General features: G+C 35.0%; 35 protein-coding genes and 3 pseudogenes. 34 read left to right on the top strand and 4 right to left on the bottom strand.

The features are described 5' to 3' along the window. Positions 1-52: 52 nt before the first annotated feature. Positions 53-517: a hypothetical protein gene (locus MMY81_RS21205; RefSeq protein ID WP_252314424.1), complete on the top strand. Its 465-nt coding sequence runs from the start codon at positions 53-55 to the stop codon at positions 515-517. A 1,660-nt stretch (positions 518-2,177) separates the two neighbouring features. On the opposite strand, the gene MMY81_RS21200 is transcribed toward MMY81_RS21205, so the two are convergent. The 3 genes from MMY81_RS21200 to MMY81_RS21190 form a co-directional block, all read right to left on the bottom strand. Then, entirely contained in the window at positions 2,178-2,579 is a 402-nt protein-coding gene (locus MMY81_RS21200) for a hypothetical protein (RefSeq protein ID WP_252314423.1), read from the bottom strand. Then, positions 2,554-3,336 carry a ParA family protein gene (locus MMY81_RS21195; RefSeq protein WP_252314422.1) on the bottom strand — a complete coding sequence of 261 codons (783 nt, stop codon included), beginning with the start codon at positions 3,334-3,336 and terminating at the stop codon, positions 2,554-2,556. Before MMY81_RS21195 ends, MMY81_RS21200 begins: the two co-directional genes overlap by 26 nt. Positions 3,337-3,485: 149 nt before the next feature. Continuing rightward, positions 3,486-4,676: a replication initiation protein gene (locus MMY81_RS21190; RefSeq protein ID WP_252314421.1), complete on the bottom strand. Its 1,191-nt coding sequence runs from the start codon at positions 4,674-4,676 to the stop codon at positions 3,486-3,488. A gap of 1,369 nt (positions 4,677-6,045) precedes the next feature. Here MMY81_RS21190 and MMY81_RS21185 point away from each other — a divergent pair. The 23 genes and pseudogenes from MMY81_RS21185 (at position 6,046) to MMY81_RS33455 (ending at position 20,925) form a co-directional block, all read left to right on the top strand. Next, positions 6,046-6,306, top strand: coding sequence for a hypothetical protein (locus MMY81_RS21185; protein WP_252314420.1), 261 nt, complete (start codon positions 6,046-6,048; stop codon positions 6,304-6,306). Between the two features lie 589 nt (positions 6,307-6,895). Continuing rightward, positions 6,896-7,315, top strand: coding sequence for a hypothetical protein (locus tag MMY81_RS21180; protein WP_252314419.1), 420 nt, complete (start codon positions 6,896-6,898; stop codon positions 7,313-7,315). A 12-nt stretch (positions 7,316-7,327) separates the two neighbouring features. Next, complete coding sequence (locus MMY81_RS21175; protein WP_252314418.1) at positions 7,328-7,522, top strand: hypothetical protein; 195 nt, start codon at positions 7,328-7,330, stop codon at positions 7,520-7,522. 218 nt (positions 7,523-7,740) lie between these two features. Then, positions 7,741-8,040: a hypothetical protein gene (locus MMY81_RS21170; RefSeq protein ID WP_252314417.1), complete on the top strand. Its 300-nt coding sequence runs from the start codon at positions 7,741-7,743 to the stop codon at positions 8,038-8,040. Positions 8,041-8,121: 81 nt separating this feature from the next. After that, positions 8,122-9,234 (top strand): hypothetical protein, encoded by a 1,113-nt coding sequence (locus tag MMY81_RS21165; protein WP_252314416.1) that lies wholly within the window; start codon positions 8,122-8,124, stop codon positions 9,232-9,234. Positions 9,235-9,280: 46 nt separating this feature from the next. Further along, the gene (locus tag MMY81_RS21160) at positions 9,281-10,213 is read left to right on the top strand and encodes a type IV secretory system conjugative DNA transfer family protein (protein WP_252314415.1); all 933 of its coding nucleotides are present in this window, start codon (positions 9,281-9,283) and stop codon (positions 10,211-10,213) included. Further along, on the top strand, positions 10,161-10,730 hold the full coding sequence (locus MMY81_RS21155; RefSeq protein ID WP_252314414.1) for a hypothetical protein: 570 nt from the start codon (positions 10,161-10,163) through the stop codon (positions 10,728-10,730). The genes MMY81_RS21160 and MMY81_RS21155 overlap by 53 nt, the downstream gene beginning before the upstream one ends. Positions 10,731-10,766: 36 nt before the next feature. Further along, the gene (locus tag MMY81_RS21150) at positions 10,767-11,294 is read left to right on the top strand and encodes a type IV secretory system conjugative DNA transfer family protein (protein ID WP_252314413.1); all 528 of its coding nucleotides are present in this window, start codon (positions 10,767-10,769) and stop codon (positions 11,292-11,294) included. 183 nt (positions 11,295-11,477) lie between these two features. Further along, positions 11,478-11,750, top strand: coding sequence for a hypothetical protein (locus tag MMY81_RS21145; protein WP_252314412.1), 273 nt, complete (start codon positions 11,478-11,480; stop codon positions 11,748-11,750). 354 nt (positions 11,751-12,104) lie between these two features. Continuing rightward, a pseudogene (locus MMY81_RS21135) lies at positions 12,105-13,064 on the top strand (pLS20_p028 family conjugation system transmembrane protein). A 29-nt stretch (positions 13,065-13,093) separates the two neighbouring features. After that, complete coding sequence (locus MMY81_RS21130) at positions 13,094-13,276, top strand: DUF8208 domain-containing protein (RefSeq protein WP_252314409.1); 183 nt, start codon at positions 13,094-13,096, stop codon at positions 13,274-13,276. A 76-nt stretch (positions 13,277-13,352) separates the two neighbouring features. Then, positions 13,353-13,481: a hypothetical protein gene (locus tag MMY81_RS33460; protein WP_256497979.1), complete on the top strand. Its 129-nt coding sequence runs from the start codon at positions 13,353-13,355 to the stop codon at positions 13,479-13,481. Between the two features lie 189 nt (positions 13,482-13,670). Next, positions 13,671-14,168 (top strand): hypothetical protein, encoded by a 498-nt coding sequence (locus MMY81_RS21125; RefSeq protein ID WP_252314408.1) that lies wholly within the window; start codon positions 13,671-13,673, stop codon positions 14,166-14,168. After that, positions 14,165-15,028, top strand: a complete 864-nt coding sequence (locus MMY81_RS21120; RefSeq protein ID WP_252314407.1) for a hypothetical protein — start codon at positions 14,165-14,167, stop codon at positions 15,026-15,028. The genes MMY81_RS21125 and MMY81_RS21120 overlap by 4 nt, the downstream gene beginning before the upstream one ends. A 20-nt stretch (positions 15,029-15,048) precedes the next feature. Then, positions 15,049-15,375: a DUF5592 family protein gene (locus MMY81_RS21115; protein ID WP_252314470.1), complete on the top strand. Its 327-nt coding sequence runs from the start codon at positions 15,049-15,051 to the stop codon at positions 15,373-15,375. After that, positions 15,359-15,742, top strand: a complete 384-nt coding sequence (locus tag MMY81_RS21110) for a hypothetical protein (protein ID WP_252314406.1) — start codon at positions 15,359-15,361, stop codon at positions 15,740-15,742. Before MMY81_RS21115 ends, MMY81_RS21110 begins: the two co-directional genes overlap by 17 nt. Before the next feature lie 269 nt (positions 15,743-16,011). Then, positions 16,012-17,959: pseudogene (locus MMY81_RS34410) on the top strand (VirB4 family type IV secretion system protein). A gap of 3 nt (positions 17,960-17,962) precedes the next feature. Then, positions 17,963-18,823, top strand: a complete 861-nt coding sequence (locus tag MMY81_RS21090) for a lysozyme family protein (RefSeq protein ID WP_252314402.1) — start codon at positions 17,963-17,965, stop codon at positions 18,821-18,823. A gap of 71 nt (positions 18,824-18,894) precedes the next feature. Further along, positions 18,895-19,041: an NlpC/P60 family protein gene (locus MMY81_RS21085; RefSeq protein WP_252314401.1), complete on the top strand. Its 147-nt coding sequence runs from the start codon at positions 18,895-18,897 to the stop codon at positions 19,039-19,041. 26 nt (positions 19,042-19,067) lie between these two features. Then, on the top strand, positions 19,068-19,640 hold the full coding sequence (locus tag MMY81_RS21080) for a hypothetical protein (protein WP_252314400.1): 573 nt from the start codon (positions 19,068-19,070) through the stop codon (positions 19,638-19,640). A 234-nt stretch (positions 19,641-19,874) separates the two neighbouring features. Further along, on the top strand, positions 19,875-20,354 hold the full coding sequence (locus MMY81_RS21075; protein ID WP_252314399.1) for a hypothetical protein: 480 nt from the start codon (positions 19,875-19,877) through the stop codon (positions 20,352-20,354). After that, positions 20,342-20,548, top strand: a complete 207-nt coding sequence (locus MMY81_RS21070; protein WP_252314398.1) for a hypothetical protein — start codon at positions 20,342-20,344, stop codon at positions 20,546-20,548. Before MMY81_RS21075 ends, MMY81_RS21070 begins: the two co-directional genes overlap by 13 nt. 248 nt (positions 20,549-20,796) lie before the next feature. Next, a complete protein-coding gene (locus MMY81_RS33455) occupies positions 20,797-20,925 on the top strand; it encodes a hypothetical protein (RefSeq protein WP_256497977.1) in 129 nt (42 codons plus the stop codon). Between the two features lie 56 nt (positions 20,926-20,981). Here the strand turns inward: MMY81_RS33455 and MMY81_RS33450 are convergent, their stop codons facing one another. Then, on the bottom strand, positions 20,982-21,107 hold the full coding sequence (locus MMY81_RS33450; protein WP_256497976.1) for a hypothetical protein: 126 nt from the start codon (positions 21,105-21,107) through the stop codon (positions 20,982-20,984). A gap of 78 nt (positions 21,108-21,185) precedes the next feature. Here MMY81_RS33450 and mobP2 point away from each other — a divergent pair. The 10 genes and pseudogenes from mobP2 to MMY81_RS34395 all read left to right on the top strand — a co-directional run. Further along, positions 21,186-22,222: pseudogene (mobP2, locus tag MMY81_RS21065) on the top strand (MobP2 family relaxase); the annotation flags it as partial. After that, on the top strand, positions 22,219-22,644 hold the full coding sequence (locus tag MMY81_RS21060; RefSeq protein ID WP_252314397.1) for a hypothetical protein: 426 nt from the start codon (positions 22,219-22,221) through the stop codon (positions 22,642-22,644). The pseudogene mobP2 and the gene MMY81_RS21060, both read left to right, overlap by 4 nt. Positions 22,645-22,665: 21 nt before the next feature. After that, positions 22,666-22,944: a hypothetical protein gene (locus tag MMY81_RS21055; protein ID WP_252314396.1), complete on the top strand. Its 279-nt coding sequence runs from the start codon at positions 22,666-22,668 to the stop codon at positions 22,942-22,944. Positions 22,945-22,955: 11 nt separating this feature from the next. Beyond that, positions 22,956-23,684, top strand: coding sequence for an ArdC-like ssDNA-binding domain-containing protein (locus tag MMY81_RS21050; protein ID WP_252314395.1), 729 nt, complete (start codon positions 22,956-22,958; stop codon positions 23,682-23,684). Then, positions 23,605-24,693 carry an ImmA/IrrE family metallo-endopeptidase gene (locus tag MMY81_RS21045; protein ID WP_252314394.1) on the top strand — a complete coding sequence of 363 codons (1,089 nt, stop codon included), beginning with the start codon at positions 23,605-23,607 and terminating at the stop codon, positions 24,691-24,693. The genes MMY81_RS21050 and MMY81_RS21045 overlap by 80 nt, the downstream gene beginning before the upstream one ends. Then, complete coding sequence (locus MMY81_RS21040; protein WP_252314393.1) at positions 24,690-24,890, top strand: hypothetical protein; 201 nt, start codon at positions 24,690-24,692, stop codon at positions 24,888-24,890. The genes MMY81_RS21045 and MMY81_RS21040 overlap by 4 nt, the downstream gene beginning before the upstream one ends. A gap of 179 nt (positions 24,891-25,069) precedes the next feature. Next, positions 25,070-25,510 (top strand): hypothetical protein, encoded by a 441-nt coding sequence (locus MMY81_RS21035; RefSeq protein ID WP_252314392.1) that lies wholly within the window; start codon positions 25,070-25,072, stop codon positions 25,508-25,510. A 10-nt stretch (positions 25,511-25,520) separates the two neighbouring features. Next, positions 25,521-25,673 (top strand): hypothetical protein, encoded by a 153-nt coding sequence (locus MMY81_RS21030; RefSeq protein WP_252314391.1) that lies wholly within the window; start codon positions 25,521-25,523, stop codon positions 25,671-25,673. A 1-nt stretch (position 25,674) separates the two neighbouring features. Beyond that, the gene (locus MMY81_RS34400; protein ID WP_308215427.1) at positions 25,675-25,848 is read left to right on the top strand and encodes a toprim domain-containing protein; all 174 of its coding nucleotides are present in this window, start codon (positions 25,675-25,677) and stop codon (positions 25,846-25,848) included. Next, positions 25,824-26,009, top strand: coding sequence for a toprim domain-containing protein (locus MMY81_RS34395; RefSeq protein WP_308215429.1), 186 nt, complete (start codon positions 25,824-25,826; stop codon positions 26,007-26,009). The genes MMY81_RS34400 and MMY81_RS34395 overlap by 25 nt, the downstream gene beginning before the upstream one ends. Positions 26,010-26,352: the final 343 nt, after the last annotated feature.

The raw sequence follows: 26,352 nt of genomic DNA, 5'->3' as shown, positions 1-26,352 counted from the left end.
TAAGGTAATCTATATAGACGCTATATTTTTATTCATTACAATAGGAGGAATTATGCAAAAAAAGCAAAATAACCATCCAGCTATTCCGACGAAAAATTTGTTCTTGTATAGTGCCTTGTTTATTGCACTATTTTGTTTGATTAATGTCTTCAATTTATTCCCCGGTATCCTTACCGCCGAAGAAGCAAATGGACAAACAATAATTGAAAAAGGGTTGCTTCTCACCAACACTTATCAATTTAATGTAGAACATATAAGTACCTCTGATGAATTACGTTTGGCTATGATTCAGTATGATATAAACACCTTACACAACGTATTGTTAGGTTATACTATCCTCATTCCTTCTATAGTATTGCTATTAGGGGAATATAAAAAACTATCTTTTTTAAACATACGTTCTAAAACATGCCAAAAAATTATTATCACTATTAGCGTCATAATGATTACAGTTTTATCCATCGTTTACGTACGAAAATTGAATGAAATTACAACCAGTATCAATGCCCTACTATAAGCAGGAGGAATCTTATGCGCAGTACGTTCCGTATGATCACAATCGTTATTTGGAGGCCCCGGTAGGAGCATACCAAACCGAGTATTAGGGAGACTACATCCAGTGGGGAGAAAATGGAAATATGGCTGTTGAAAGATGAGAAGAACATACTAATCCTTATACGATCGAAAGGGACTAAGTGTATATATCAGAAGAGGCAGGAAGGGATAAGAGGGCCTGTGGTTCTTGAGAAAAAGGTTCTCTCATTCGCCTTGATTTCCCATAAAGCACCTTTTTGTCGTGTGCTTGTCTCTAATAGAAGCGTTTAGACCAGAAAGAAGGAGAAACAGAGTGACAGATTCGCCCTCAAACGAAACGAAAGGCACCTTTACCCGTTCACATGAAGATAAAACGGTCTGAAGCCGTTTCTCTGCATGAAAAAACGCCCAATATCCGTATATAGATGCTATTTCCATTGATTTTCACTAAACCAGACCCTCAGACCAAAAGAGCATGAAGAAAAAGACATACTTTGCTTCATATAGAAGGAGTATGTCTTTTTGTTAAGGCAGCAACTGTTTATAGAATTATATTGAGTAGAAGCTAGATTTATAAAGTTATCTAATGACGAGTAGTTAAAACTGGCATTGAAACAACGATACAAATTCTGACACAAGTGTATGGGATGCTATCCTTTTGAAATCTTATGACAACTATTTTTTAAAAAATGCATGTATTATTGTATGTCTCATATAATATGCTTAATTTTAAATTGTCATTTTGACTATTTACTTTCATTTTCGCATGTAATCACTATTCGATCCCCATACTAGTTTTAAACCATTTTCATTTATGCTTCACAGATCTAAAAAAGATAACCTAGTGTCAACACTAAGTTATCTTGAATCCGCATATTTAGACATTTCTCTAGCTAGAATTAACTTTATTCGCAACGTAAGATATCTCGGGAAAAATAAGATCAATATATGTTATTACAATACATCCAATAAGATGATTTTGAGTCACTTCATGAGAGTTCATTCAATTAATAATTACGAACGTCATAAGTATGATCATTTCCACAGTCGCTAAAGCATTCCCTCAAAATTTCATAAATAGTTACCTTCCTGATAACTTATCTATTAATAACTATTCCCTATCCTTTTTTAGAAAATTCTCATGGATATCAAACATATACATCTATCTAAAAGACAACTGCTAAATATCTAAAGTTTCGCCATGTGAAGATTTATGTCTATCATTTTCATAATGTACAAATGGAACAGTAAACAAAAACTGAAAATATTATGTTTCAGTTTTTGTTTACTGTTCCATTTTATGTAGTGTTTCTATTTTTGAATATGGTATTCTGAAAAGTTTTTTTATTTATGTCAACCAAATATGAAATATAGAATATATATAGTGCAGCGCAAATTGCTATCAGGTGCTTCATGGCCAAAAGGACATACGACTGAAATCCAACGGAGAGGATGCACATTACCTATTTTATTAATTCTAAAGGGAGAGAATATTAACCAGTCTATTCCTACACGAGTTTCGTATGTAACAGGGGCCCGGCTTCCCTTTATTCAGTGAGATACGCGTCGGCGAAAAAGAGAATTCCATATTAAGTAAACAAAAACTGAAACTTAAAAGTTTCAGTTTTTGTTTACTTATGCATTTATCTTTTTTTCATTTCTTCAATCAACTTTTCTAATGCGTAATTAATAGCTTGAGTTTTAAAACCCTTCCCTTGGTTTTTAGATAATTGATCGAATTCGTTTAATAAATCTTTTCTTATAAGAAAAGTACTTCTTTTGTGGGTGTCTTCTACTTTTTGTTTTTTCTTTTCTAAAGTATTCCAAAAATTGTTTTCTTTTTCTTCTTCACTGTTGGTATTAATAAATTGGCTTTCAGATGTTTCAGTTTTTGTTTCAGTTTCCTTAATAGTTTGTTGTTCATTTTTTGTTTTCTCTTCAGGTTCAAAAAACAAATTTGCTGGAGCGGGTCTTTTTTTAGATTGATTCATACTATCTTTTATTTTGTCAGCACCTGTTTTAGCTGCGCGTTTTTGAGTGGACACGTTCTTTCAACTCCTTTAAAAATCGTTTATGAAATTCGAAGGCTTGTTTAGCCTCAGGATTTTCTATTAATCCATAAATAGGTAACCTTCCAGTAGTAGCTCTTCGATGAATTACTGTTTCAAAAACTTGCTCTGGATATTCGTCTTCAATCATTTGAATCATAGCTTGTGAATCGATTCGTTTAGCATCTGCTAAAGTTCTTAAGATTCCTACAATCTCTAAATCCGGATTCAATCTACTTTTTGTAGTTGCTACAGTTTCAATAAACCTTGGGACGGCCGAAAAACAAAACTTGCTTGTTTCGAACATAATCACTACATGAGTAGATGTACATAAGGCATTGATAGTTTGTTCCGATAATGCCGGAGGGGTGTCTATAATTATGTAATCGTAATAATTGCGAACAGTGCTTAATGCTCCGTCTAATGCTAGTGATCTATTGCCATCGAATTCCTGATATAAGAATTGGCCAATCGTAGCAAGATAATCATCTGCGGGTAATAAATGCAAATTCTCATTGATAACTTTTATATAAGCCCTAGCATCCTGATCTTTCATAGCTTCTAACACAGTTTCATTTTCAAAATCTGTCAAGTCATCATTTCCTGATATAAATTGGGTTAAATTACCTTGAGAGTCCATATCTACACATAAGACCCTATTGCCTTCTTGCGCTAACAAGAAAGCAGTAACTCCAGATGATAAAGTTTTTCCAACGCCACCTTTTTGTATACCAAATGTAATTGTTTTTGTCATACCAGCACCTCCAGTTTATTCTTACTCTAGTTCATTATAACATGTTATGTACCCTGTTTTTTAAACAAAACATATTCATATTACGTAAACTTAACATGAAACTAAAACGTAAAGTATTACAAAAACTGAAACATAAAAAAGGAAGAGTTTTATCTTCCTTTTTTCCTATTTTTATCGACTTGATCATTAACCATTTTCATTATTTTTTCTTTATTTTTAGTCCAAAATTCCACTGCTTGTTTTTCACTCATATTCTCAGAAAGATATTCTATTACTTTTTTTTCAATTAGAAATTCAGGAGTCGCTTCTTTAACATTAGTGTATTGTTTTTTTAACCAATGATAAAATGATTGTTCGTAAAAGATAGGGGAGGACTCTTGACCTTCTGATCGTTCAATTTTTTTATAGTCTTCATTGATGGCTTTTAAAATATAACCACTTACATTGTCGATATCTTCCATATTTTTTTCTTTTACTACATAATGAATATTTTCTCTTATACGTTCTTCAGAATAAATAGTATTCATTTCACGAGCAGTATCTGGTCGAATACCAAAACGTATTAACATTTGGTATGTGTCTTTATCCTGAAGTTCATTTTGCATGACATCAGTTATAAATTTAGTATTTTTCCTGATATGAAATGTCAAAGATATTACTTTTTGTCCATCTTTATGTTCATCAAACGTAAAACATATGTCGGTTCTTTTAGCAATATCCTCCTGAGCCTTTAAAATGATTCGATTCTTCAAATGTGAATACATTTTGTATTGGGTTTCTGGAATATTAAGATAGTATCGAAGTTCTCCTATGGTTATGGTTCTTTTTTTTAGTTTTTGGTACTGCTTTAATAGTTCATAAATTTTTATATGTTTTTCACTATTTAAGCGTAATGCGTTAATAAGCTTAAAAGGAGTATGTTCTCTCTTTATTTGCAATAAAACAGGCCGAAGTCTGTCCGAAAATTTCAAGACTACATAACCTTTTCCTGTATAGTATTCAGACCATTCTAACCAGTTTACAACTAATTTGCGTTCGGCTGATTCAATAGTTACTGATTTACTTTGTAAACTGATTAAAGTTTGCTCTACTTTTTTATAAAAGTTACGCGTGCCTATACCTATAATATCCGCTAGGTCACTCACTTTAATTTTATGGGTTTTGAAATGATCATCCTCAGGTTGAACTAGAGATGCCAATACCAGGACAATACGACGCTCCTGTAGCGTTAAATCTTGAGGGGTCTCTATTAGGTTGTTTGATTGTGTAACAACGTAATCCGGAGACAATTTGATGTCTTGTAAGGGTACAATAACGTTGTCTTCATGGCTACTGGTCATAATCTTCCCTCGTTTCTTAAGCACGTTTAATTTACTATATTATAATTTGCTGTCAGATTGCTACTCACCTATGTGTGGCATTTAGATAATCTCTAATATATGTGCTATAGCAATATTTCTATCCAATTATTAAAAAATCAGTAACAAATTTTAGATAATAAAAAACTTTTTCCCTAATATTATGGGGATAGTACGCAAACCTCACTTAGATGCCACACATTGATGAGTATTAAACAACGTATTATAACATTATGCCATATAAATAAGCTTTTTATATTACTCACTTATGTGTGGCACCTCACTCACCTATGTGTGGCACTTTAACTCACCTATGTGTGATATCTAACTCACTTATGTGTGGCACCTCACTCACCTATCTGTGGTACCTCACTCACCTATGTGTGATATCTATTCCCCAAACTCGTTGATATACAAGGGATACAAGCTCTCTAAAACAATTAAAAACAATTTAAATCATTTAAAACATATTGTAAAACAAACAAAGAGTCTTCTTTTTTTATAATATTAATTTTTAAATTAAACCCTAAATAACCAAATACTCTATTCATTAATAATACATATGATAGAAAAAGAGTTTAAATATTTTCCAATAAAAAGGTAAATGCATGTTCATGTTATAACTATGTAATGCTATACTTTAAAACATAAAATTTATTCTTTAGTATTACGTGATTATCAGTTACTATTAAAAAAATATTTCCATCATATATCTACAAGGATTAGAAAGATCTTACGTAAGAATCACCATTTTTTCTCTTGAAAGTAAAGATTTTATTGCTTAAAGAAAATAAAAAAACAAATTTATTTATATATTCAATTCTTCTATATAGCTGGCCGAATCTTATCAGGAATAAAAGGATTTTTCTGTTATAAGTATTATAAAAGCAAAGAAATTCTTGATCGTTTTTTCACAATACTGAACGTTGTCTCTAAAGAATATGACTAAATGTATCACTGAATTAGATTTATATTTTTTGCAAAAGACAACCTAAAATAGAATGATATAAAAAATGTATTGATTACTCTATCTCAAAAATAATGCGTCATTTTAGAAAACATAAATAAATAATTTAAATGGTTATATGTACAAATTATATGTGAGTAGACTTGAAAAAATATCGCTCAATAAAACTGATTAAGCGCATCCGGAAATCCAGATAAAGAATACTATTATTTGGATGAAGATATTAAATAAAACGTTGCTGTGATACACTATTTCGGCTTATATCTCTGTTATACTAAGACTATTCTTTGACCTGTGATAATTCAATTACTGACGTTTGTTTTGCAGTTTTTGAAATTTATATTGCAGAAAGAATGGAAATATTGTACAGTGGGGGTATAAGCAATGAATGAAGAAATGAAAATAGCAGTAAATAAATTTCATCGAGCTTTAGATGTTTTACAAATTAATCATGATGAAGAGACTGGTAGACTTTCTGAACCGTTAGTAATGATAGCTTATGAAGCCAGGAGAAGGATTATTATAGAAAGGGTTCTTATTTTTAAAAACTTTTTTCTAATCATAAACGATCAAGAAAACGATGTAAGGAAGATATATTATGACAAAGTACAAGGCTTTAGATCTTCTACACAAATGTTTGATTAATTATGATAAGAGGTGATTATGATGAAAGGGAATAGGAAACGATTCTCACATATTGATCTTTCATATCGAGCAGCGCACATAAAAACTTTTGACAATCAAGAGTATATAGTGAACGGGAATATCGCTGTGAATACAAAAAACGGAGATATAACTAATTTAGCCCGGATATACTATAACGTGCGCAATGTTCGTAATCACCAGCAAATAATCATTGCGAAAAGAAAGTCGCCTAATGATGAACTTTGTAAGTGTAAACAACGTTATTCATTTAGTAATTGATAAGAGGGAAACCTCTTTCAATATATATGATTTTGTAAAATTACATATCGGTGCTGCTGTGCATTTTCAGCGTGTGAACAGCAGTTTACAATTGCTTTGGTTTAGAAGGTTCGATACCACAAATCTTCTCGCCTAATATGGTGAAACGCTGCTATCTCTCTAGGGTTCTTCGTATAATGCCAAAAACGATGTGCATTGGGAAGCTACTAGAAATCTAGTACGCAGGTTTCCATAGGGTATACCTCCAGCCATAAGGTAAAGACTACTTCCTGTTTTCATAATAGAATCTGTGGAAAAGGAGGGAAACCCTATGAAAATAAAAATTCCCCTACTGCTAATGATTGGTTTATTAACAGCATGTGGAAGTGAAACAGGACTCCAAGAAACCAATTATGAAGAGTTTAGAGATACTTTAAATACAGAGGAATATACAGGATTTGCTTATCTTTTAGATAGTTATAATGAAAATGAGGAAGAAATTGATCTTGTTGTTGAGGATATTTTTAATAACAATAATGAATCAGTAGTCTTTTTAAATACTTTTGATTTAGAAGAAGATATTAATGAACAATATAAAAATGAATATAGTAGTGTAGATTTATATTTCCCTAGAAATAAAGTCGCTTACTTGGATGATGGGGAAGTGGTAGACGAAATTGAAATTGATACTGATTTACATGAGAGTGAGCATAATAACAAATTAGGTGCTTTTATTCAGAACTACCAATAAAGGAGTGGAACAATGGCATCAAAAAAAGATATGCAAAAGAAAAAAAACATTGCAAAGAAAATGATTAATCAGATGGAATCAGGTGGTTATGAAACTTGGCTACATCAACAGCACAGCATGTATATTGATAATAATTTAGAAACGTATCTCGACATGAATGAACCTTCTTCTACTGAAGGCCAAACATCTTCCACATTAGACAATTAGTAGTGTCTGAGTAGGAGGATTAATTTTTACCCAAAATGTTCATTATAGTGTGTTTTTTATCGCTTGGTATTCACTAAATTAAGTTAAATTGCATTTATATTAAATATGATTCACAGCAGGAGAGGGATAAAACCCTCTTTTCTTTTTATCTCTGAATGTAAATAAATTCTTTATTTTCCTTTTATTGAAAACAAAACAACTAGAAAGAAGGAGATTGTATGACTGGAATTATGGAAAACATGCAGCAATTAGTAGTTTTATCGGGGATGAATAATCTCGTTTCAACAGGAGAATCTATTTTAGCTTGGGCGCAAGGATTAGGATTAATTGGTGCGGCGATTGCCTTTTGTATTGGTGGTTACTATCTCATGTTTGGTGGAGATCGAGGGCGTACAAAATCAATAGGATGGTTTCTTGGTGGAGCGGTTGGTCTTATTGTCGTTATGGGCGCATACAGTCTTGCAACAGGTATCGATGATAACATTACATTTTTCGCTAATATGTACAAAGCAAAATAGAGAGCCATTAAACGGCTCTCTATTTTTACTTTCAAAAACGAATTAGACAAGAATATGTTTATAAAAGATGGAGGGAACACCATGCTGTACATTAACTTTGTACAAGGCAATCATGAAGATTTACCGAAACACGAACGTATTCCTTTCAATGAAGCAGTGGCCTTATCTCATAGAATAGAAGCGGAAATGAGAGAAAAGAAGTCAACGATTCCAAGTTATTTTTACGTTATCGATGATGAAATGGTGGATACATTGTACGAGGGCGAATTTGTTTTTGGTTCTCACTCTTCACCTAACTTATACATTCATATCATCAACAAATTGCAATCCATTAAAACGAGCAAGGAAAACGAAAAGCTGCGATTAAGTTTTATTACTGATATGGAAGCACAAGTAGATGAAGAATGCAAAAAGCAAGATGATAGTGAAGATAACCCTTTTCAAAATCTAGATCGTTCCAGAATTAGTCGCCTGAAAAGTTGGCAAAGACGATCTATTTATGGTCTGGCTGGAGCGTTAGGATTAGCGTGTATTGGTATCTTTTCTTTTTTTCTTCTACAAATAGCATCAATTAGTGAAGAGACAGAAACGAGTGTCGCCCAGGCAGAAGAACAGGAAGAAGCGATTGAATACTACGAGCAAGCATTATTAGGAGAAGAAGGTAATTTAGAAACCTTTTTAAGTGATAAAGACATTGATTCCTTATCAGATCGAGAAAGAAATGTGTATGCTAGTTTGATTGCGGATAATCAAGATTTTGAGACATTGAATACCTTGTTTGAAGAGGATAATCGATTAGTCGCTACGTTCTTAGGTCAGCAAGGCAACATTCCAGCATTGAGGGCATACAATGAACAATATCCTACCAATGAAGGACGATTTGATATAGCGTTTGCTGAAGAAAACTATGAAGAATTACTCCATGTAGAAAATGTAGAAATGAATAGCCGAAGAAGTGAAATGCGAACGAAAGCCCTTTTAGAAACAGGAGATATTGAAGGAGCAAGAAGCGAACTAGAAAATAACACTTCTACTGAACTAGCCGAACGAGTAAATCGATATGGAGAATTGAATTCGGAAATCTCTGATCTCAATGAACAAATAGAAAACTTGGATAAAGAGGAAGATGAAGAAGAAATAGAAACATTGGAAGAACAAAAAGAAAGACTGGAAAATGAAAGAAGTAGCATTTAAGTGTAAGGGTGCTGCTAGTTAGCTTTATGTAAAAGGAGTGTTCCATTTGAAAGAAATAGCCGTTAAAGACTTCGTTAAAAAAAGGAAAGTCCATTTATTAGCCGCCCTGCTTGGAGGGTGGTTATTTTTTTCCTTATTTAATACGGTGTTGAATTTTATTATTACGAACGTACAAGTATTTCTTCAGAGTGAAGGAGCTTTTGATATATCCACGATGGTCTTTGATGTGGGTGCTTTACTATTCACGTTTCGTTTGTTGCCGCCTGGTGCTTACTACGTACTAAGCGCACTTGGTTTTATTTTATTCGGTATTATTTACTACAAATTACGTACCAATTTTAGAGAATTGGAAGAGAAGCATGCAAAAGGGTCAAGTCGATTTACAACACTGGATGAAATTAAGCATCAATATAAAGCCGTACCAGAAAAGACGACTCCCTATAAAGGGGGCGGTGGTGTGCCGGTGTCTCGGTATAAAGATAAAATTTTCATTGACGATTCACCTGTAAATAATATGTGGGTCGGTACAACTCGCTCTGGTAAAGGGGAAATGGGAATGTTCCCGATGATTGATATTTACTCCAGGGCAGAAGAAAAAGCATCAATGGTATTTAACGATCCAAAAGGGGAATTATTCGCTGCTTCTAAAGAGATTTTAGAAGAGCATGGGTATCATGTGGAAGCACTGAATTTAGATAATCCTTTACAGTCTATGTCCTATCAAGTGCTACAGATTGTCATAGATGCCTATGAAGAAGGAAATATGGCAAAAGCGGAACAATACGCTAAAACGATTTCTAGCATGTTATATAGTGATCCGGCTGCAAAAGATAAGTTTTGGCAAGACAGTGCAAGTGCTTTATGTACGGCCTTAATTCTCGGTTTATGTGAAAAGAACATTCCTAATCATAAAGAAAAAAATCACGATGTATACCGTTGCCAGTACTTTAAATCAACTTGCTTCCGATCAAGAAGATGATGGCAACGGAAAAATGATTACGGGATTAGATAAGTTTTTTGATAGCCTACCGCCTAACCATGCAGCGAAACTGCAATACGCTACCGTGAAATTTGCTTCTGGCGCAGGTCAAACGGTGGCAGGTATTTTTGCGAATGCATTCGACAAACTCAATATTTTCACCTTAACACCTATTGCAAAAATGACTTCTCAAAATACATTCGATATGAAGAAAGTAGGATTTGGTAAATCCATTACGGGAAAAGCAAAGCCATTATCCAGAGTGAACGTCACATTTCCTGATGGTACAGCTAGTGTACGTAGCGATTTGAACGGTTTGTTTTCTATTACACATGATTATGCACTTAAGGTGAATGACCATATTCATATTCAAGTAGTGCCGGACAAAGAAACGAAAGATAAAAAGAAAAAGGGTGCTGACGTAGAGCCAGAAGAGCAGCCAGCAAAAGATATATTTTTAGAAATAAACATAACAGAAATAAATGAAGAAGATGGAAGGTTACTTTTGAAAAAGTGAATCAACAAAATACAGAAACAGACGAAAAGATCACGCTTGAAAAAAATAGAACAATTTGAAAAACCAACGGCTATATTTATGATTACGCCAGACTATGATAGTTCGCTTCATGTGATTGCTTCTCTGTATATTAAGCAGCTTTACACAGAGCTTGCAAGAACAGCCAGTAATACAAAAGGCGGTAAATGTATTCGAGAAGTCATTTTCATCTTAGATGAATTTGGTAACATGCCTGCCATTGATGATATGGGTTCTATCATTACGGTTTGTTTAGGTAGAAATATTCGATTTAACTTGGTTATTCAGGCTTACTCTCAGTTGGAATATAAATACGATAAACAATGGAAAACGATTGATGGAAACTGTGCTAATACCATTTATATTCTAACAACGGATAACGATACGGCTGAAGCTGTAAGTAAGAAAATGGGAGAACGTACCATTGCTTCTCATAGTCGCTCTGGCGGTACATTATCTCTTAAAAAGAGCAAGACGGAAGGAACAGATGGCAGACGTTTATTAACGGCCACAGAATTAACGCAATTAGAGAAGGCGAAATGGTAGTCGTTCGTGGGATCAAGCGACAGGATATAGAGCAAAAAAAGATACGAGCATATCCAATTTACAACAAAGGAAAAACGAGAATGAAAATATCGGTATGAATACCTGGCCGATCAATTTGATAATAAAAAACCAATTAACGATATTGATATTTCTTGTTCTCATGCAGATGTGTCCCTGGAAAGTATGGCCTATAACTTTTACAAAGACGAACAGGCTGAAGCAGAGATCAGTAATACGGATGATAAAGCTCAGAAAGAACCAATTAGCGCCGTACCATTTGAGAAATTAAATGCTAAAGAGCAATTCTTAGATCATCCCGTTTTTGGTGCAGTCATTAAAGAAGCAATGGCGGAAGATATGTATACAGAAGAAGAATGTACAGATTTAACAGTCGAAGAATTTATACAAGCTGGAATAGAGCTGAAAAACCGAAACAAATTAAGGAAAGGCTCATAGAAAACCTTTCTGAAATGAAAGAAAGCAAGAAAAAGCCTATGAAGAAGGAGAGAAAAGCTATGCAAGATAAATCGGTAAATAGGGAGTTCTTATCTGAACCTACTTTATCAACGGTTTACAGCGTTATGAGTATCAATTGCAGCACCATGATTTAGTGATTGGGTTGGCCGATGGAAATGTAACAATCAAGCAAAAAAAAGAAAGTGATTATTACGAAGTGCATTGTCACGAAAGTGATTTAACTATCTCTTCTACCTGCAAACATTTTTAGAAAAACAATAAAGAGAGGGGTGGAATACATTGAGCGAAGAAGAAATTCTGGAGAAATTACTAGATTTTAGTGAATCCCTCACAATGGGGACATTTGTTTTAGACTTTCTCCGTACCGTAGCTTGGTGGTTGGTTCTGGGTATGGCATGGATTATCGATGCACTGGAGAACATTGCAGACACGATTTTTAGGGTTGCGTATCTTTTTAGATAATCCAGAAATACAAGAGTTTATCACTCAAATGCAGCCTTTATTAGTTATCTTTTTGCTTTCAATATTTTATTTATAGGCTATTTGTTAATTTTCCAAAAAGAATTTAATAGAGCAGGAGTTTTCTCTAATGTGTTTATGGCTTTAGTCATTGTGGTGGCTCTCGGTTCTGCAATGGAACAGGGAAATGAATTTACGGGAGATACGATTGATGCCATTAACGTAGATGATGAATACAATAATGAAACAATAGCTAATCAGGTGATTCAAGACAATATTACGGATGTAGGAGTGTTCGATCAGGAAGGATGGAGTACACCGGATTTAGATAACCGCAATCAGATCGAAACGCCTTTTGCTAGAGATATTGATATAAATTCCTATCTCACAGAGGGTAGTGCTGTAACAGCAGAGGAAGAACTGTCTCCAGAAGGAGAAGATATTTTAAGTCATAAGGTCGTTACCTTTGCCGATGGTTCAAGAGCTGTTGAAGAGTTAGAAGATGGTAATTGGATAACAGATATATCCCAGCAATATTACTATCGATATACTATCGATTGGATTAATTTAATCGGTACGCTGTCCGTTATGGCGGTGGTGTTAATTACTGTATCGGTTAAATTAGCTTCTTTATTCTTTGAGCTTACGTTTAACTATATTCTTGCTCCTTTTGTTGCTGCTAGTGATATGCACTCAGGGCAACGTATGAAACAAGTGACTCAAAATATTTTAAACATTTTACTAGTAACGATTATGATTTTTTTAAGTTTAAAGATTTATCTCATTGGTACAGGCTTCCTGGGCGAACAGCTCAATGGTTTTTCCATATTTTAATTGCGATGATCGGCCTGGCCGTTGCAGTAATGAACGGTCCAAATATTATAGAGAGAATGTTTGGCATCGATGCAGGCGGTAAGGGTGGCATGGCAGCTCTAGCAGGCGCATATGCCATTGGTAAAGGTGCAACGGACTTGCATCAAAAGGAACGAAAAGTGCTGCTTCAATGGCTAACGGAGCAATGGGTAAAAACGATGGGGCAAAGATAATAACAAAATAGCTAATCAAAATGTATCAGATGCTGCCAACAAAAAAGGCGGAAATACTGAAAACGGTCAAGGCCAAATGGGAGAAGGTTCAAAAGATCTTGAAAACAATGAGAATGTAGCAAATAAAGCACAAAATCAAGAAAAGGGACAATCACAATCTCAGCAAAATCTAGCAGCTAAAGATGCAGCCGCTATGAAAAGGTAGCAAAGGAAATCAAATGGACAACGTGGCCGCTGCAAGTGGAACAGCCGCAGGTGGAGCTGCTACTAGTGGTCAGAGTGCAAATGCTAAAGGTGCTGGTAAAACCACTCCATCAAATAACAAACAAATAACGGTCAATCTACGGATGATTCTCCTTCACAGGGTATGTCTCCGACTTCCATTCATGAAGAAATGGATAAAGATGGCGGCCATGCTTTAGAGGAAGAGAGTGGAAATTACCGTCCTACATCCTTGCACGATGAAATGAAACAAAAAGAAACACAAGGCACTAAACAAGGCAAAAAAAATGCGAGTGGAGCAACCGCAAGTGGATCAATCGCAGGTGGAACAGCCGCAAGTAGAGCAAGTCAAACTACTTCAAGTAACGAGTCAATCAATGATGGTGGAACAAATGCTGTTCCTGAAGAATCAATAGATCAACAAGTTAGTCAAAATGAACAACCTGGAGAAGCAGCAAGTGTAAGTGAGCAAAAACAAGTTGGAGGATCAAATAACCAAACTTCTTCAGGTAATCCAGCAGCCGCAAGTGGAACAACAACAAGTGGGCAGCCACAAGTGGATCAATCGCAGGTGGAGCAGCCGCAGGTGGCACAACTGCAAGTGGTGCAGCTGCAAGTGGTTCTGGTGGAAAAACAAAAACATCTACTAAGCAAAATACGCAACAAATGACAGGCCAAAATGGAAATGTCGGTAAAGAAATGGTGGAAGAACAAACAGATACAGTCGGGGATAGCTCTTCTAATAATGTAGAGCAAGAAACACGATCTGTGGCAGGTAGTCAGAGGTCAAATGAAGGCCAGCAGACTTCCGTAAGCCAAACTACTTCTGGTGGTGGTTCTTCTAATAATGAAGCTCCTACTAATCAACCTGTATCTCCTTTAACGGGTTCATCGGGTGGATCTCCATCTGTTTCTTCTGCAACTGGTAGTACTAATAATGGAGAAACAAAAACATCTACAGTAAAAAACACGCAAAGACAAGGTGGTTCTTCTAACGGGTCTACCAATAAAGAAATAGTAGAAGAACAAAATGAAGTTATCCATGAAAACGGTGGAAGCAATACCGTGGAACAAGAAAGAAGAGCTACTACTTCTACAAGACAAGAAAGTAGAGGGAATACAACCAACGTTCAACAAAGTGTGTCTGGTGGTGGTTCTAGCTCCAGTACAGGCGATTCGTCTAATACAAGCCCTTCTAGTGCAGGCTCAAGTGGTTCAAGTGGTGGAAGCTCAACCGGAAGTTCTAGCAGTGTCTCCTCCAGTGGGGGCGGTCAAACCATCTCCAGAGAAAAAACTACATCTAGAGTTTCCGGTGGTAGTGCCGATGCAGCTCCTGAACGTCATGTCATTGAAGAAGAGAATGAAATTATTCGTGAAGGTGGCCTGGGTAGAACATCAAGGCAGCAAGTATCACGAAATCAACGTACTACTTCAAAAGAAGAAGGTGTAAATAAAATGTATTCCTCTACTATTGGAAAACGAAAAGAAATTCGGAGGAATTTCAAAAAGAATATTCCTAGAAATAAATAAAGGAGTGAGAAATTGTGGCGATGTATCGTATTCCACAAAACGTATCGAGTGAATTAAAGATTAATAAAGCTTTGTATCTGATGGATTTAGGCATTCTAATGGGGCTTTTATTATTCACATTCGTTATGAGTAATGTTATTCACTCGTCTCTTCTCATGTATTTCTACATCTTTATGTTAATTCTGGCTGGCCTACTGATTATCCGGCCAGCTACTAACCCGAAGAAGCGAATTTATGAAGCTGTATATTTTGCTATTCGCAGAAGGAAAAACACGTATACAGCCATTGATTATGTAGTAGATGAAGAGGAAGAAGAACAGGAGGAACAAGGTGGCAGTATTCGATGAAAAAAATAAAAAAGGTCTGTTAAAAAAGGTTCAACCTAAAGGGAATTCCATTTTTGTTGAATCAGAAGCCGTTCGCAGAAAAGAAGATAAGGAAAAGAAAATATCTGTGAAATCTAGCTTTGCTGAAATTACTCCAATCACTGATATTACTGGAAACGGATTTTTAGAACTTTCCAATGATGATGGATTCATGGAAATCGTTCAAGTGTCATCAACGGATATATACGCATTAAATAATAGTGATAAAGAGAAAAAATTAGCTTGTTCGCTTTTTTCCTTCAATGGTATCAACACGACATTAAAATTATTCCACTCAATTTTCCGGTGGATACCTCAAAACAACAGCAATTTATTCAAAAAAAATTAAACCAAACTTCAAAAAGGCAATATCAAAAGTTTTTAGAGCAGAAGCTAAGAGAGCTGCAATTTATTGAAACGGAACGGACAAACAGAGAGTTTTATATGTTTCTGTATGCCGAAGATGAATTTACTTTACAGTCTCGTATTCATGATGTGGAATCCCAAATGAGTATAGTGAGTCCGATTATTCGATTATCAGATGAAAAGAAAATAAACATTCTCTATAAGTTAAATAACTTCAATTCTAAGAATAAAAGTACGCAAGGAGAGAGATAAATGATACAGACCATTCTAAACAAAATAGGTACTCAATCTTCTAAAAAGGAAACTGGTTATAATCCTTATCTTCTTTCCGAAATTCAGCCGCAAGGTGGAATTAAATTTAATGAAGCCTTTATACGTAAGGGCGATGGCTATGAAGCGTGTATTCATGTGTATGATTTTCAGACCTTAGTTTCCGACTTTTGGTTAGAACAAATCATGAATATGCCAAATGTGGTTGCAAGTTTAGATATATCCACTCCTGATCGAAAAGAAATGATTACCAATATTAATAAAAGTATGGCCGAAGCGAAAACGAGAGGAAATCAAGCCAAAGATACATCTGATCTGATCGATGCTAATGAAAGCTATGAAGAATTAAAAGAAGTCTATAACGAAGTAAGGCAAGGGGAAGTATTAAAACGAATTATTTTGCGGTTGTTTGTTTATGCCAAAACAATAGATGAAATTGAATTGGTTTCAAAAGAAGTGATGATAATTTAGAATCGATGAACTTTCGAGGAAGCATTTTTCTTAACGAACAAGAATACGAATGGGATGGAATGTTTAAATCATTTCACTCTCAAAAAAAATACGCCAACAAAAGAAAAGGATTAGAAATTCCGGCTCTATCGTTGGCTGGGGGATACCCTTTCCATTACACGTCTCTGGATGATCCATATGGCACTCACTACGGCACAACAGATACGAATGGGAATGTGATCTTTGATTTATTTCATAGTGATGAAAAAAGAAAATCGTATTGCGGTGTAATGATTGGCAAAATGGGGTCTGGTAAATCAACTTTAATAAAAAAACTGGCTCTCGATAATGCCATAAAAGGTCATAAGATACGTGTACTAGATGTAACGGGAGAATTTGAAAACTTAGCTCATGCGTTAGATGGAAAAGTAGTCGCTTTAGACGGGCAACAAGGATCAATCAACCCTCTTCAAGTATATAAAGCTGCTATTGATAGTGAAGGGGTAACAAGAGAGAGAATTTCATTCACACAGCATTTATCTAAATTAAGTGTGTTTTATCGTTCTTAAATCCAGATGTAACAAATGAAGAGATTAAAGAATACGAAAACTTACTTCGAAAATTGTATGTAAAGAAAGGGCTATGGAAAGAAGAAAAGGAAGCTGAAAATAATATTACAACCTTACCTGCTGAAGATTACCCTATTTTTTCTGATTTCCTTGAAATGCTCCAAGAAGAATTATATATCGATATAGAACAGCAAAAAGTAAATGAAAACTATCAGTGTTAATAAGAGATACCGTTTAGAAAATATTGAATTGAATATACAAAATGTTGTTCAGTCTTACGCTCATTTATTCAATACACATTCCAGTTTAGATAATTTTGAAGATGAACAATTTGTATCGTTTCCTTTGCGTAATTTATCAGAATTGAAACCAGAAATTTTTCAGGCACAGCTATTTAACGTAATGAATATGCTATGGGATGGCATGTTAAGTAACGGCCAACCGCAATTTAGAGCCTTTAATAATCACAAATTAAAGTTTGAAGATGCTGTACGTTATTTAATACTAATCGATGAAGCTCAACACATTATTAATACCCGTAAAGGTAGTGAACATGGGGTTCAATATCTACAAAGGTTTATGAGAGAAGCAAGACGTAATTTTGGCGGTTTATTCTTTGCCAGTCACGTTGTGACCGATTTTGTTACCAGATAATTCAACACAAAGTGCTGCGGAAGAAGTAAAAAAACTTTTTAGCCTTACACAGTATAAATTTATTGCTGAACAAGATAGTGAATCACTAGGCAGACTTCAAGATATATTTCAGGGACAGCTTAATGAATCAGAATTAAGTCAAATTCCTTATTTACGAAGAGGTCAGGTCGTATTATCAATTTCTTCTGTTAAGAATATAAAAAATGAGTGTGGATGTATCACAAGAAGAACTTGATCTCTTTGGTGGAGGTGCTTAATTCATGCAAAGATTTGTGAAAGGAGTGGCAAAAGCAGGGATATTTTTTGCTACTTTAAAAGCAAAAGTAATCGTTGGTCTTAGCTTATTTATTCTAGTAGTAGCCATACTCCTTTTTATCGGCATGTTTCAAGCCTTGATTGGTGATGGTGGTCAAGATGAAATAGAACGGGACTCCAACTTTGTATCCGATGGGACACAAAATTTATCACCTGAAGTGGAAGAGTTAAGGCCAGTATTTGAAGAGTACGCAGAGCTGCATGGAATACCAGAACATGTTGACTTACTCATGGCAAAAACCATGCAGGAATCCGGTGGCAGGCTGCCAGATGTCATGCAAGCAAGTGAATCACAAGGGCTTCCAGTGAATACTATTGATAACAAAGAAGAGAGTATAGATGTAGGTACAGAATACTTTGCACAAGTACTTGAAGAAGCAAACAATGATGTAGAACTGGCCTTACAATCTTATAACTTCGGTTCAGGATTTATTGATTATGCCAATGCAAACAATAACGGAAAATACTCAAAAGACCTTGCTATTGAATTTTCCAAACAACAATATCAGAAAGTAAAACACACCGGAAACTATTCATGTATTCGTCCAGAAAGTGCAGAGACTGGTGCTTGTTATGGAGATATAGGTTATGTGGATGCAGTAATGAGTTACGTGAAGCCTCGCGGTAATAACAGTGATATAGATATTGATTCTGAAGTCGCTGAAGTCGGTACAGAATGGATTGATAACTCTTATTATACGTTTGGTGGAGGTCGAACGAGAGCCGAACAAGAAGATGGTAATTTTGATTGTTCTGCATTTGTACATTGGGCATTTGAACAAGTTGGAGTGGACTTAGAGAACTAAGCGGATTAATACAGACTCGCTTAAAGTGCAAGGAGAAAACGGTTTCATACGAGGATGCAGAACCTGGTGATATGGTGTTTTTTGACACGTATAAACTTGATGGCCACGTAGGAATTTACATTGGTGACGGTCAATTTATCGGTTCACAATCAAGTACAGGAGTAGCCATTGAAAGCATGAAGAAGGCTACTGGGCAAACACATTTAACGCAGAGTTAAAGATTATAGAGAAAGGAGACTTCTTATTGGATACGTTCAAAGCGTTTAAATATGTTTCTATTATTGCTCTTACTTTTCTATTAATAGGAAACGGTGTTATCTTCTTTCTTAATAACAATGAGGATGAAGAAGCAAGTATAAGTGAAGCACAAGCGCAAGAAATGGAAGAGCTTAGAGAACAAAATGAAAGACTCTCCTATTTAGAAGAAACTGAAACACTAACAGCAAGAGAAGAAAGTTTTGATAACTTGGAGAGTCAAGCCAATCGGTTTTTAACATCCGTTTTTGAACAAGATGCTGAAACATATCAAACGAGTAAAGCGGAAGCAGATGAAGTGATGAATGATGATCTTATTGATCGCTTCTTCTCTGCTGATATGTACGGTGGAAATGAAGTACAAACGTCTATTGAAGACTCATCTATCTATATCGAAAATATTAGTGAAAATCGAGAAGAAATCGATATTGTCATGGATGTAGACCATAAAATTGAATACCTAAATACGGATATGGAAGAACAATCACAAGCATTTGTAAAAGTAACATTCGCAAAGAAAAATGATAACTGGATAGCAACCAAATTTCAAGATATGTCTTAAAAGGAGGTATATATGGTTAATAAAGATAGAGTTAAATTGAGACGAAACCTTAGTAGAAAATACATCATTGCAACCGTTAGTGTTTTTTAGGATTAGTATTTTTTCTCACATCAGGATTTTATATGCAAGAAGAATTAGAAGTATATATCTTCTCCAGTTGGGGAGGATATTAGAGTTACTTCAGGGACAAATTTAGAAATTATTGAGTGGAAATATGACGAAGAAGTAAATGAAATGGAAATTATACTTGATATGACGGATTACCGCCATGAAGCAGATAATATTCATTATGCGGCCAGACAACGATCTGATTTAAGCGAAGTTTCTGTAGAGAAAATATTAGAATATGAAGATTATGTTGTTCTAAGAATTAGTGATATTGATGAAGATTTTTTACAGGTTTCTTTGCAAATAACAACAGAAGAGGAAGATATATTAGAGAATGATTTTGAAACAAATGCAGAAGTTAATGAAGAAACGAATGAAGAAGTGGATGAAGAAGTGGATGAAGAAAGTAATCATTTAACTACTCTCTATATCGATCACAGAGAAATAGAAAATGGAAAAATTATGGTCGATGACAATGAAGAAGATGTGGAATATATCACCTCATTATTAGTAGAGAGAAGCGAAGAAGATATAGAAAAAATGAAGGAAGATATTGCGAAAATAGAAGAAGCAAAAAAGAAATTGAAGGAGAAATGGAAGAGTTAAATAATGAAAAACAGTATCAAACAAGTGAAGAAGAATTGCAAACAGATAATCAAATCAATGCACTAGACATACAAAAAGATGACCTTGATACGGAACGTGAACGGATGGAAGAACAAATAAAAACAGAAGAAGAACGGATCAATAACTTGAAACAAAGAGAACGAGATTCTTCATTAGGTTACATGAATCAGTGAAATTTATAGAGCAGTCCGGTATGACATACCAGGCTGTTTTCTTCCTTACAGGGTATGCACAAAGTGTGCAATCGAACCAAAAAAGTATGCACAAACTATGCAATTACTCAAACAAACGTGATATCACGTAAACATCAGGCTTTGCCTGATATAGAACCGTAGGTGATATCGGTTTTCCCTTATGCTCTTCTCTCTAAAAGACCCTATTTGCCTTGATTTTAGCGATATTGAAAGAAGGAGGTAAACACTTGAATATCATTCTAAGAGATATAGACCCTCACATCATGAAAAGCCTTGATGAAAAAGCGAAAAAAAATAACGAGTCCAGGCAAGTATATTTGAAAAAAGATGATCGAGAATTTTATCATGCTAAATAATTTTAATGATCGAGAGACGGAATACAAAGTAACCCTTGAAAAGAATACGGAAGTGATTAGTTTGCTTCAAGAACAACTGGAAAAGAATAATCAATTGTTAGAAGAATTAAGTGAAGAAGGTGTTTGATATTGGGATCATCAACCGATAAAAAAGCAGCGGTGATTATCAGTTCAAAATTCATTCAGTCCAGTTCAAAAGGATTTGGTAGTTATGTCACTTATTTAGATCGAGACGAAGCTAAAATAAAGATAACTTCTCTTCATATAATGATTATATGGATAACGAAACAAAGGCTACCTCCTTATTTACAATGGCTCATGATTCATTAGATCAAGAACAAAAAGAGACGTTACAAGAAGCGTTTAAAGTCGGCCAGGATCGAGGGAGTATTCTTTATCAGGATGTCGTCTCTTTTGATAATAAATGGTTAGAAGAATATGGCGTTTATAATTCTAAAACCAAAGAGGTAGATGAACCCCGTTTAAAAGAAATTACGAGAGAAGCAATGAAAGGGATGCAAGATAAAAATAACATGGGGAATAATATAGTATGGTCGGCTGCCATTCATCATAATACGGATAACATTCATATCCATATTGCGACAGTGGACTTAGCTCCTCCTGAAGATCAAAGAGGAATGAGGAAAGAAAAGACACTGGAAAAGGTGAAGTCTACGTATGTAAATAAGATACAAGATCGGTCACAAGAGCATCAAAAGATAAACGATATTATTAGAAAAGATATGGTGAATAACAAAAAGAAACGGAAAACATTTTCTACGTTTGATCGAACATTTAAGAAAGATTTTTTAAAGATATACAATCAGTTACCGGAAAACAAACGGTATTGGAATTACGGATATGAAAACATTAATCATGTCAAACCGGATATAAATAAACTCACAAAAGATTATATAAATAAGCACTATAAAAAAAATATAAAGCGTTAGATAAGAAGTTAGACAAAGAAGTAAATGAATTAAAAAGAGCGTATGGTGCTGGCGGTAGTGATCGGTATAAAGATTATAAAGCGAATAAATTGAATGATTTAGAGAAGCGCATGGGAAATGCTTTTTTACAAGAAATGAAAGCATATGATAAACAAAGGAACGAAATGAAGCAATCAAAAGAGTGGGAAAGGAAAAGCAATACATTTAAAACAGCGAAAATGAATGTTGCTATAAAGCAAATGCGATACGGATTAGATAGGGCGGTACATTCAGAAATGAATACAGGGAAAAATTTAGCTGCACATGAGAAGTTGCAGCGTGATATTGAAAGGAGCAATCAACGGTGAGTGATGTAGTGAAACGATTAAGAATATCGGAAGAGTCCGCAACGTATATAGATGATTATAGTAAAAAGAATGGGATACAACCCACTCATATGAATCGTGCTATCAATGAAATCATTAAAGAACACAAAGAATATAGAGAAGCTGCAAGCGATAAAGATAATCTGCAAGAAGAGCTAATTAATCAGGTGTCCGAATCCATTTCTTCAAATGTAAAAAAAGAAATGTCTCGTATCCTTTTAGGGGTGAATAACACAGATCGAAACACTCAAATCGTTTTGCAGCTTATGAACGGTTTCATGATTAATCAAAACTTCCAAAGTATATTAACGACAGATGAACATGAAACATCAGGTTTAAAAACAGCCAAAGAAAAAGTAGCAGAAGATATTCAAAATCAAAAGCAAAACGTGATGACTGGTTAGCAAAAAAAGGAGGTGAAAATAATGAGTGAATTGCAATTTGAGCATGGCATTGTTAAAGAGATTGGTAACAAGGAGGTAATCGTTTCTGCTGCCAACAAGGAGTACCATATAACACTATCTAATGAAGAAGAAGAAGTCATTCAGATTCTTTTACTAGAAGAAGATGTCCCTTATGTTCTCATCGATACAAAGAACAATCGCCTTGTATTCGAGGATGAATTAAATATGACAGAACACCATCAACCTGAGTTAGCTGATCTTGAAAGTGATGCAGTAGACAGCGATGGATATGTTAAATAAGGAGGGATAGCATGGCTGTAAATAAACGAAAATCATTTAGCGATAAGAAAAAAGAAATAGATAAATTAGCAACAGATCGAAATGAACAAGTAGAAAAATACTTTAATACACCGGAAGATATGAAAGAGTATTTACATTTCATGGGGAAGTTTCATAAATACTCTACTCGTAATTCCACTCTCATACAAAAACAGTTTAATGGTGCTGAAGCAGTTGGTAGTTATAACTTCTGGAAAAAAGAAGGTTTTCAGGTGCAAAAAGGGGAGAAGGGAATTAGCATCCTTGTCCCTGCTCCTTTTAAAACATTTGAGAGAAAGAATGGGGAAAGTACGGTACATGTAAACGTAAAACAGGCCACTAATGAGGAAAAAGCAGCTATCAAGCGTGGGGAAATTAAAACGAAAGAACGGCTGGCTTATACAAAAGGCAGCGTATTTGATGTTTCCCAAACGAATGCAACGGCTGAAGATTTACCGAAGATTTTTCCTAACAAATGGTTAGAAGGGTCTGTAGAAAATTATGCGCATATGTTTCAGTCCATGAAAAAGCTAGGGGAAAACATGGGTGTACAAACGTTAGATGAACCGATGGATGAATTGGGAGCTGCGAAAGGAGCTTATATAGAATATACCAAGTTAAATGAAGAAGGATACATGGAAGATGGCCGTGGCATTCCAAAATCCAAGAAATTCAGAATTACAAAATGTAAAAACAATGATTCACGAATTGGCTCATGCTGATCTGCATAGTGGTGATTCAAAAGGACACGATAGAACACATCCAGAAAAAGAATTTCAAGCAGAAATGACAGCTTTTACCGTTGCTTCCTATTTCAATTTGGATACCAGTGATTACAGCTTACAGTACCTTAAATCATATACAAGCAGTGAGAAAGATATTAACGATAAATTCGGATTGTTAGAAGAAGTAAAAGATACCTCTCATACATTCATCACGCATTTAGAAAACGATCTGACACCTGAATGGGAGAAAGAGAATGCAAAAGTTTCTACAGAAGAATTAAAAAATGATTTTGCTGCATATGAAATTGCTACTCGTGATGGAATTCAATCGATTGAAGATATGGATTTACAATCGTTCGATGCTATTTTCAAAGCGCAAGATGGCCGGAATATTTTAGCAGATAAAGAGTTCCAGGAAGGGACTCCTCTTGAAAGAATTCAGAAGTTTAATGCAATAGAAGAGTCATGGAGTGCTTCATCAGACAATGTAAAATTCATTGATGATTCGAAAAGTGATATTCAATATTATGTGGAATTTTCAGAGAAACCGTTGAATTCTAAGTTAATGAATGGGGAAGAAATGGATAAAATGCTTGCTGGTGAAAACTTGGATAGTCTGGTAAATGGACACGCTTCTTATGACAAAACGAAAGTGAGAGCTATCGTTCCAGGACAGAAAGAATCTGAAGATGTGGAACAGAATGATCCAGCAAGTACGATAGCTCTTGATCGTATCGATTTAGGAGATGGAGAGTACCACGATTTAAGCTCTCACCTATCGCATTCTATGCAGGGCATACCGGATACGAAAGAGCATTTACGTTCTATCTATAATAAAGAGACATTAATTCCTGCATTAGAAAGCGTATATGCAGACCATCAATTTGAAAAATTAGCTCATAATCCGAATGAAGAAAAAATGGAAGATACGTCTTATAAATTACAAAAAATAGAATCATTTGCTCTTCAAAAAATTATCTCACGCCTAAAGATATTAGCAACGTGAAAACGGAAGCACAGGCCAAAGTAGATGTTCATGCCGAACAAATGAACACGCAAAACGCAATGGTGAACCTTAAAGGCTATTTTGAAACAGCACAACGGGTAACAGAATCCACAAGTAAAGGGGAACTGACGCAAGATAAGCTCATTGAACGAATGGAAGCAGAAAATAAGTATAGTGAAGTAAAAATGCAGCTGTAGAGAAAGGTTTTGCTTCTCCAGACTCGATTCAACAAATGGAATCTTCTGTACGCCATAAAGCAGAAAATCAACAATCTAAAAGTGCCACTAATCAACCAAGCACTTCAGACAATCCATTTAAAAGAAATGCAGCCAAACAATTCAATGCTGGTATGAGTCAGTGAAAGGAGAAGTGAAACATGGCTAGAGTAACGACTGATGAAATCGATCATGCAAAAGAAGTACGGGTTATTGATTTCATGGATGCGAATAGTATTTCGGCCAAACAGGAAGGTGCAGGAGAAGAACCATATTATCGATTAGAAGATCATGATAGTTTTGTAGTGAAAGGGGAAAAATTCTTCTGGAACAGCCAACAGAAAGGCGGTTACGGAGCCATAAGTTTTGCGATGACCTATTATGATCTGAAATTCCCTGAAGCTGTCCAGCGTGTGAATGAACACGAGTACGTACCGACAAAATCCAGGCAAATGAACATGAGTAAAGAGCCGTTTAAGTATCCTTCATATTTTGAAGTGAAAGAAACAGATCAACTTAAAGATTACTTGGTAAATGAACGAAAAATCGATTCAAGAGTGGTTGACTGGTGCATAAAAGAAAGACTTAATAGTACAAGATAAGAAAGACAATGTGGTTTTTAAATGGAAAGATAAAGAAGGGGAAGTAGTCGGTGCAGACAGACAAGGTACGAAACAATTAGATAATGGTGGTTATTTCAAAGGAATGATAGCTAATTCTAAAGATACTGGTGGGTTCAGTATTGATATAGGTAAATCCAAATAAGATGGCTGTTTTTGAATCGCCAATAGATATGTTGTCCTATTGGTCTGTTCATAAAAACAACGTTCAAGATACAAAGCTGCTTAGTATGGGTGGGTTAAAAATAGGCAGCGTCAATCAGGCAATTAAGGATGCACATTCCAGGGACATAAAATTGATACTATTATATCGGCTGTAGATAATGATAAGGCAGGAAAGACGTTTCATGAAAAATTAAAAGAACAGTTTGGTGAAGATAGGATAGACGATCAAAGGCCAACAGAGAACAAAGATTGGAACGACGTGAGGAAATTAGAAGTTTCATTTAAACAGAACCAACAAGCACAAATGGGTATTTGATGCCTAAAGAAAGGAATTAAATATGTCGATGAAAACAATGTTTTCGGTGGGAATTATAGCTTTAGTTTTACCTGGATTTGCGTATATATTGAGTATGTTTGAAAGTCTAAGCAATCGTCTTACGGATTTTATTATAAACGGTATTCTTGATGTAACTCCCACGCTTCTTTTGCTGGGAGTTATTTTAGTAGGAGCTTATTGGATGGTCGAATCATTAAGGGAATAAAATAAAAGCAAAAAAGTAGCAGGAAGATAACTCTCCCTGCTGCTTTTTTGTGCCTATATCTATTCTTGATTGGGCTTCTTAGTCTCACGATAAACCAGATAACTCACAACTAACGAG

The organism is Sinobaca sp. H24 (assembly GCF_023845525.1).
Note: the sequence above shows the minus strand (reverse complement) of the source record. Positions and strands in the feature narration are given on the sequence as shown.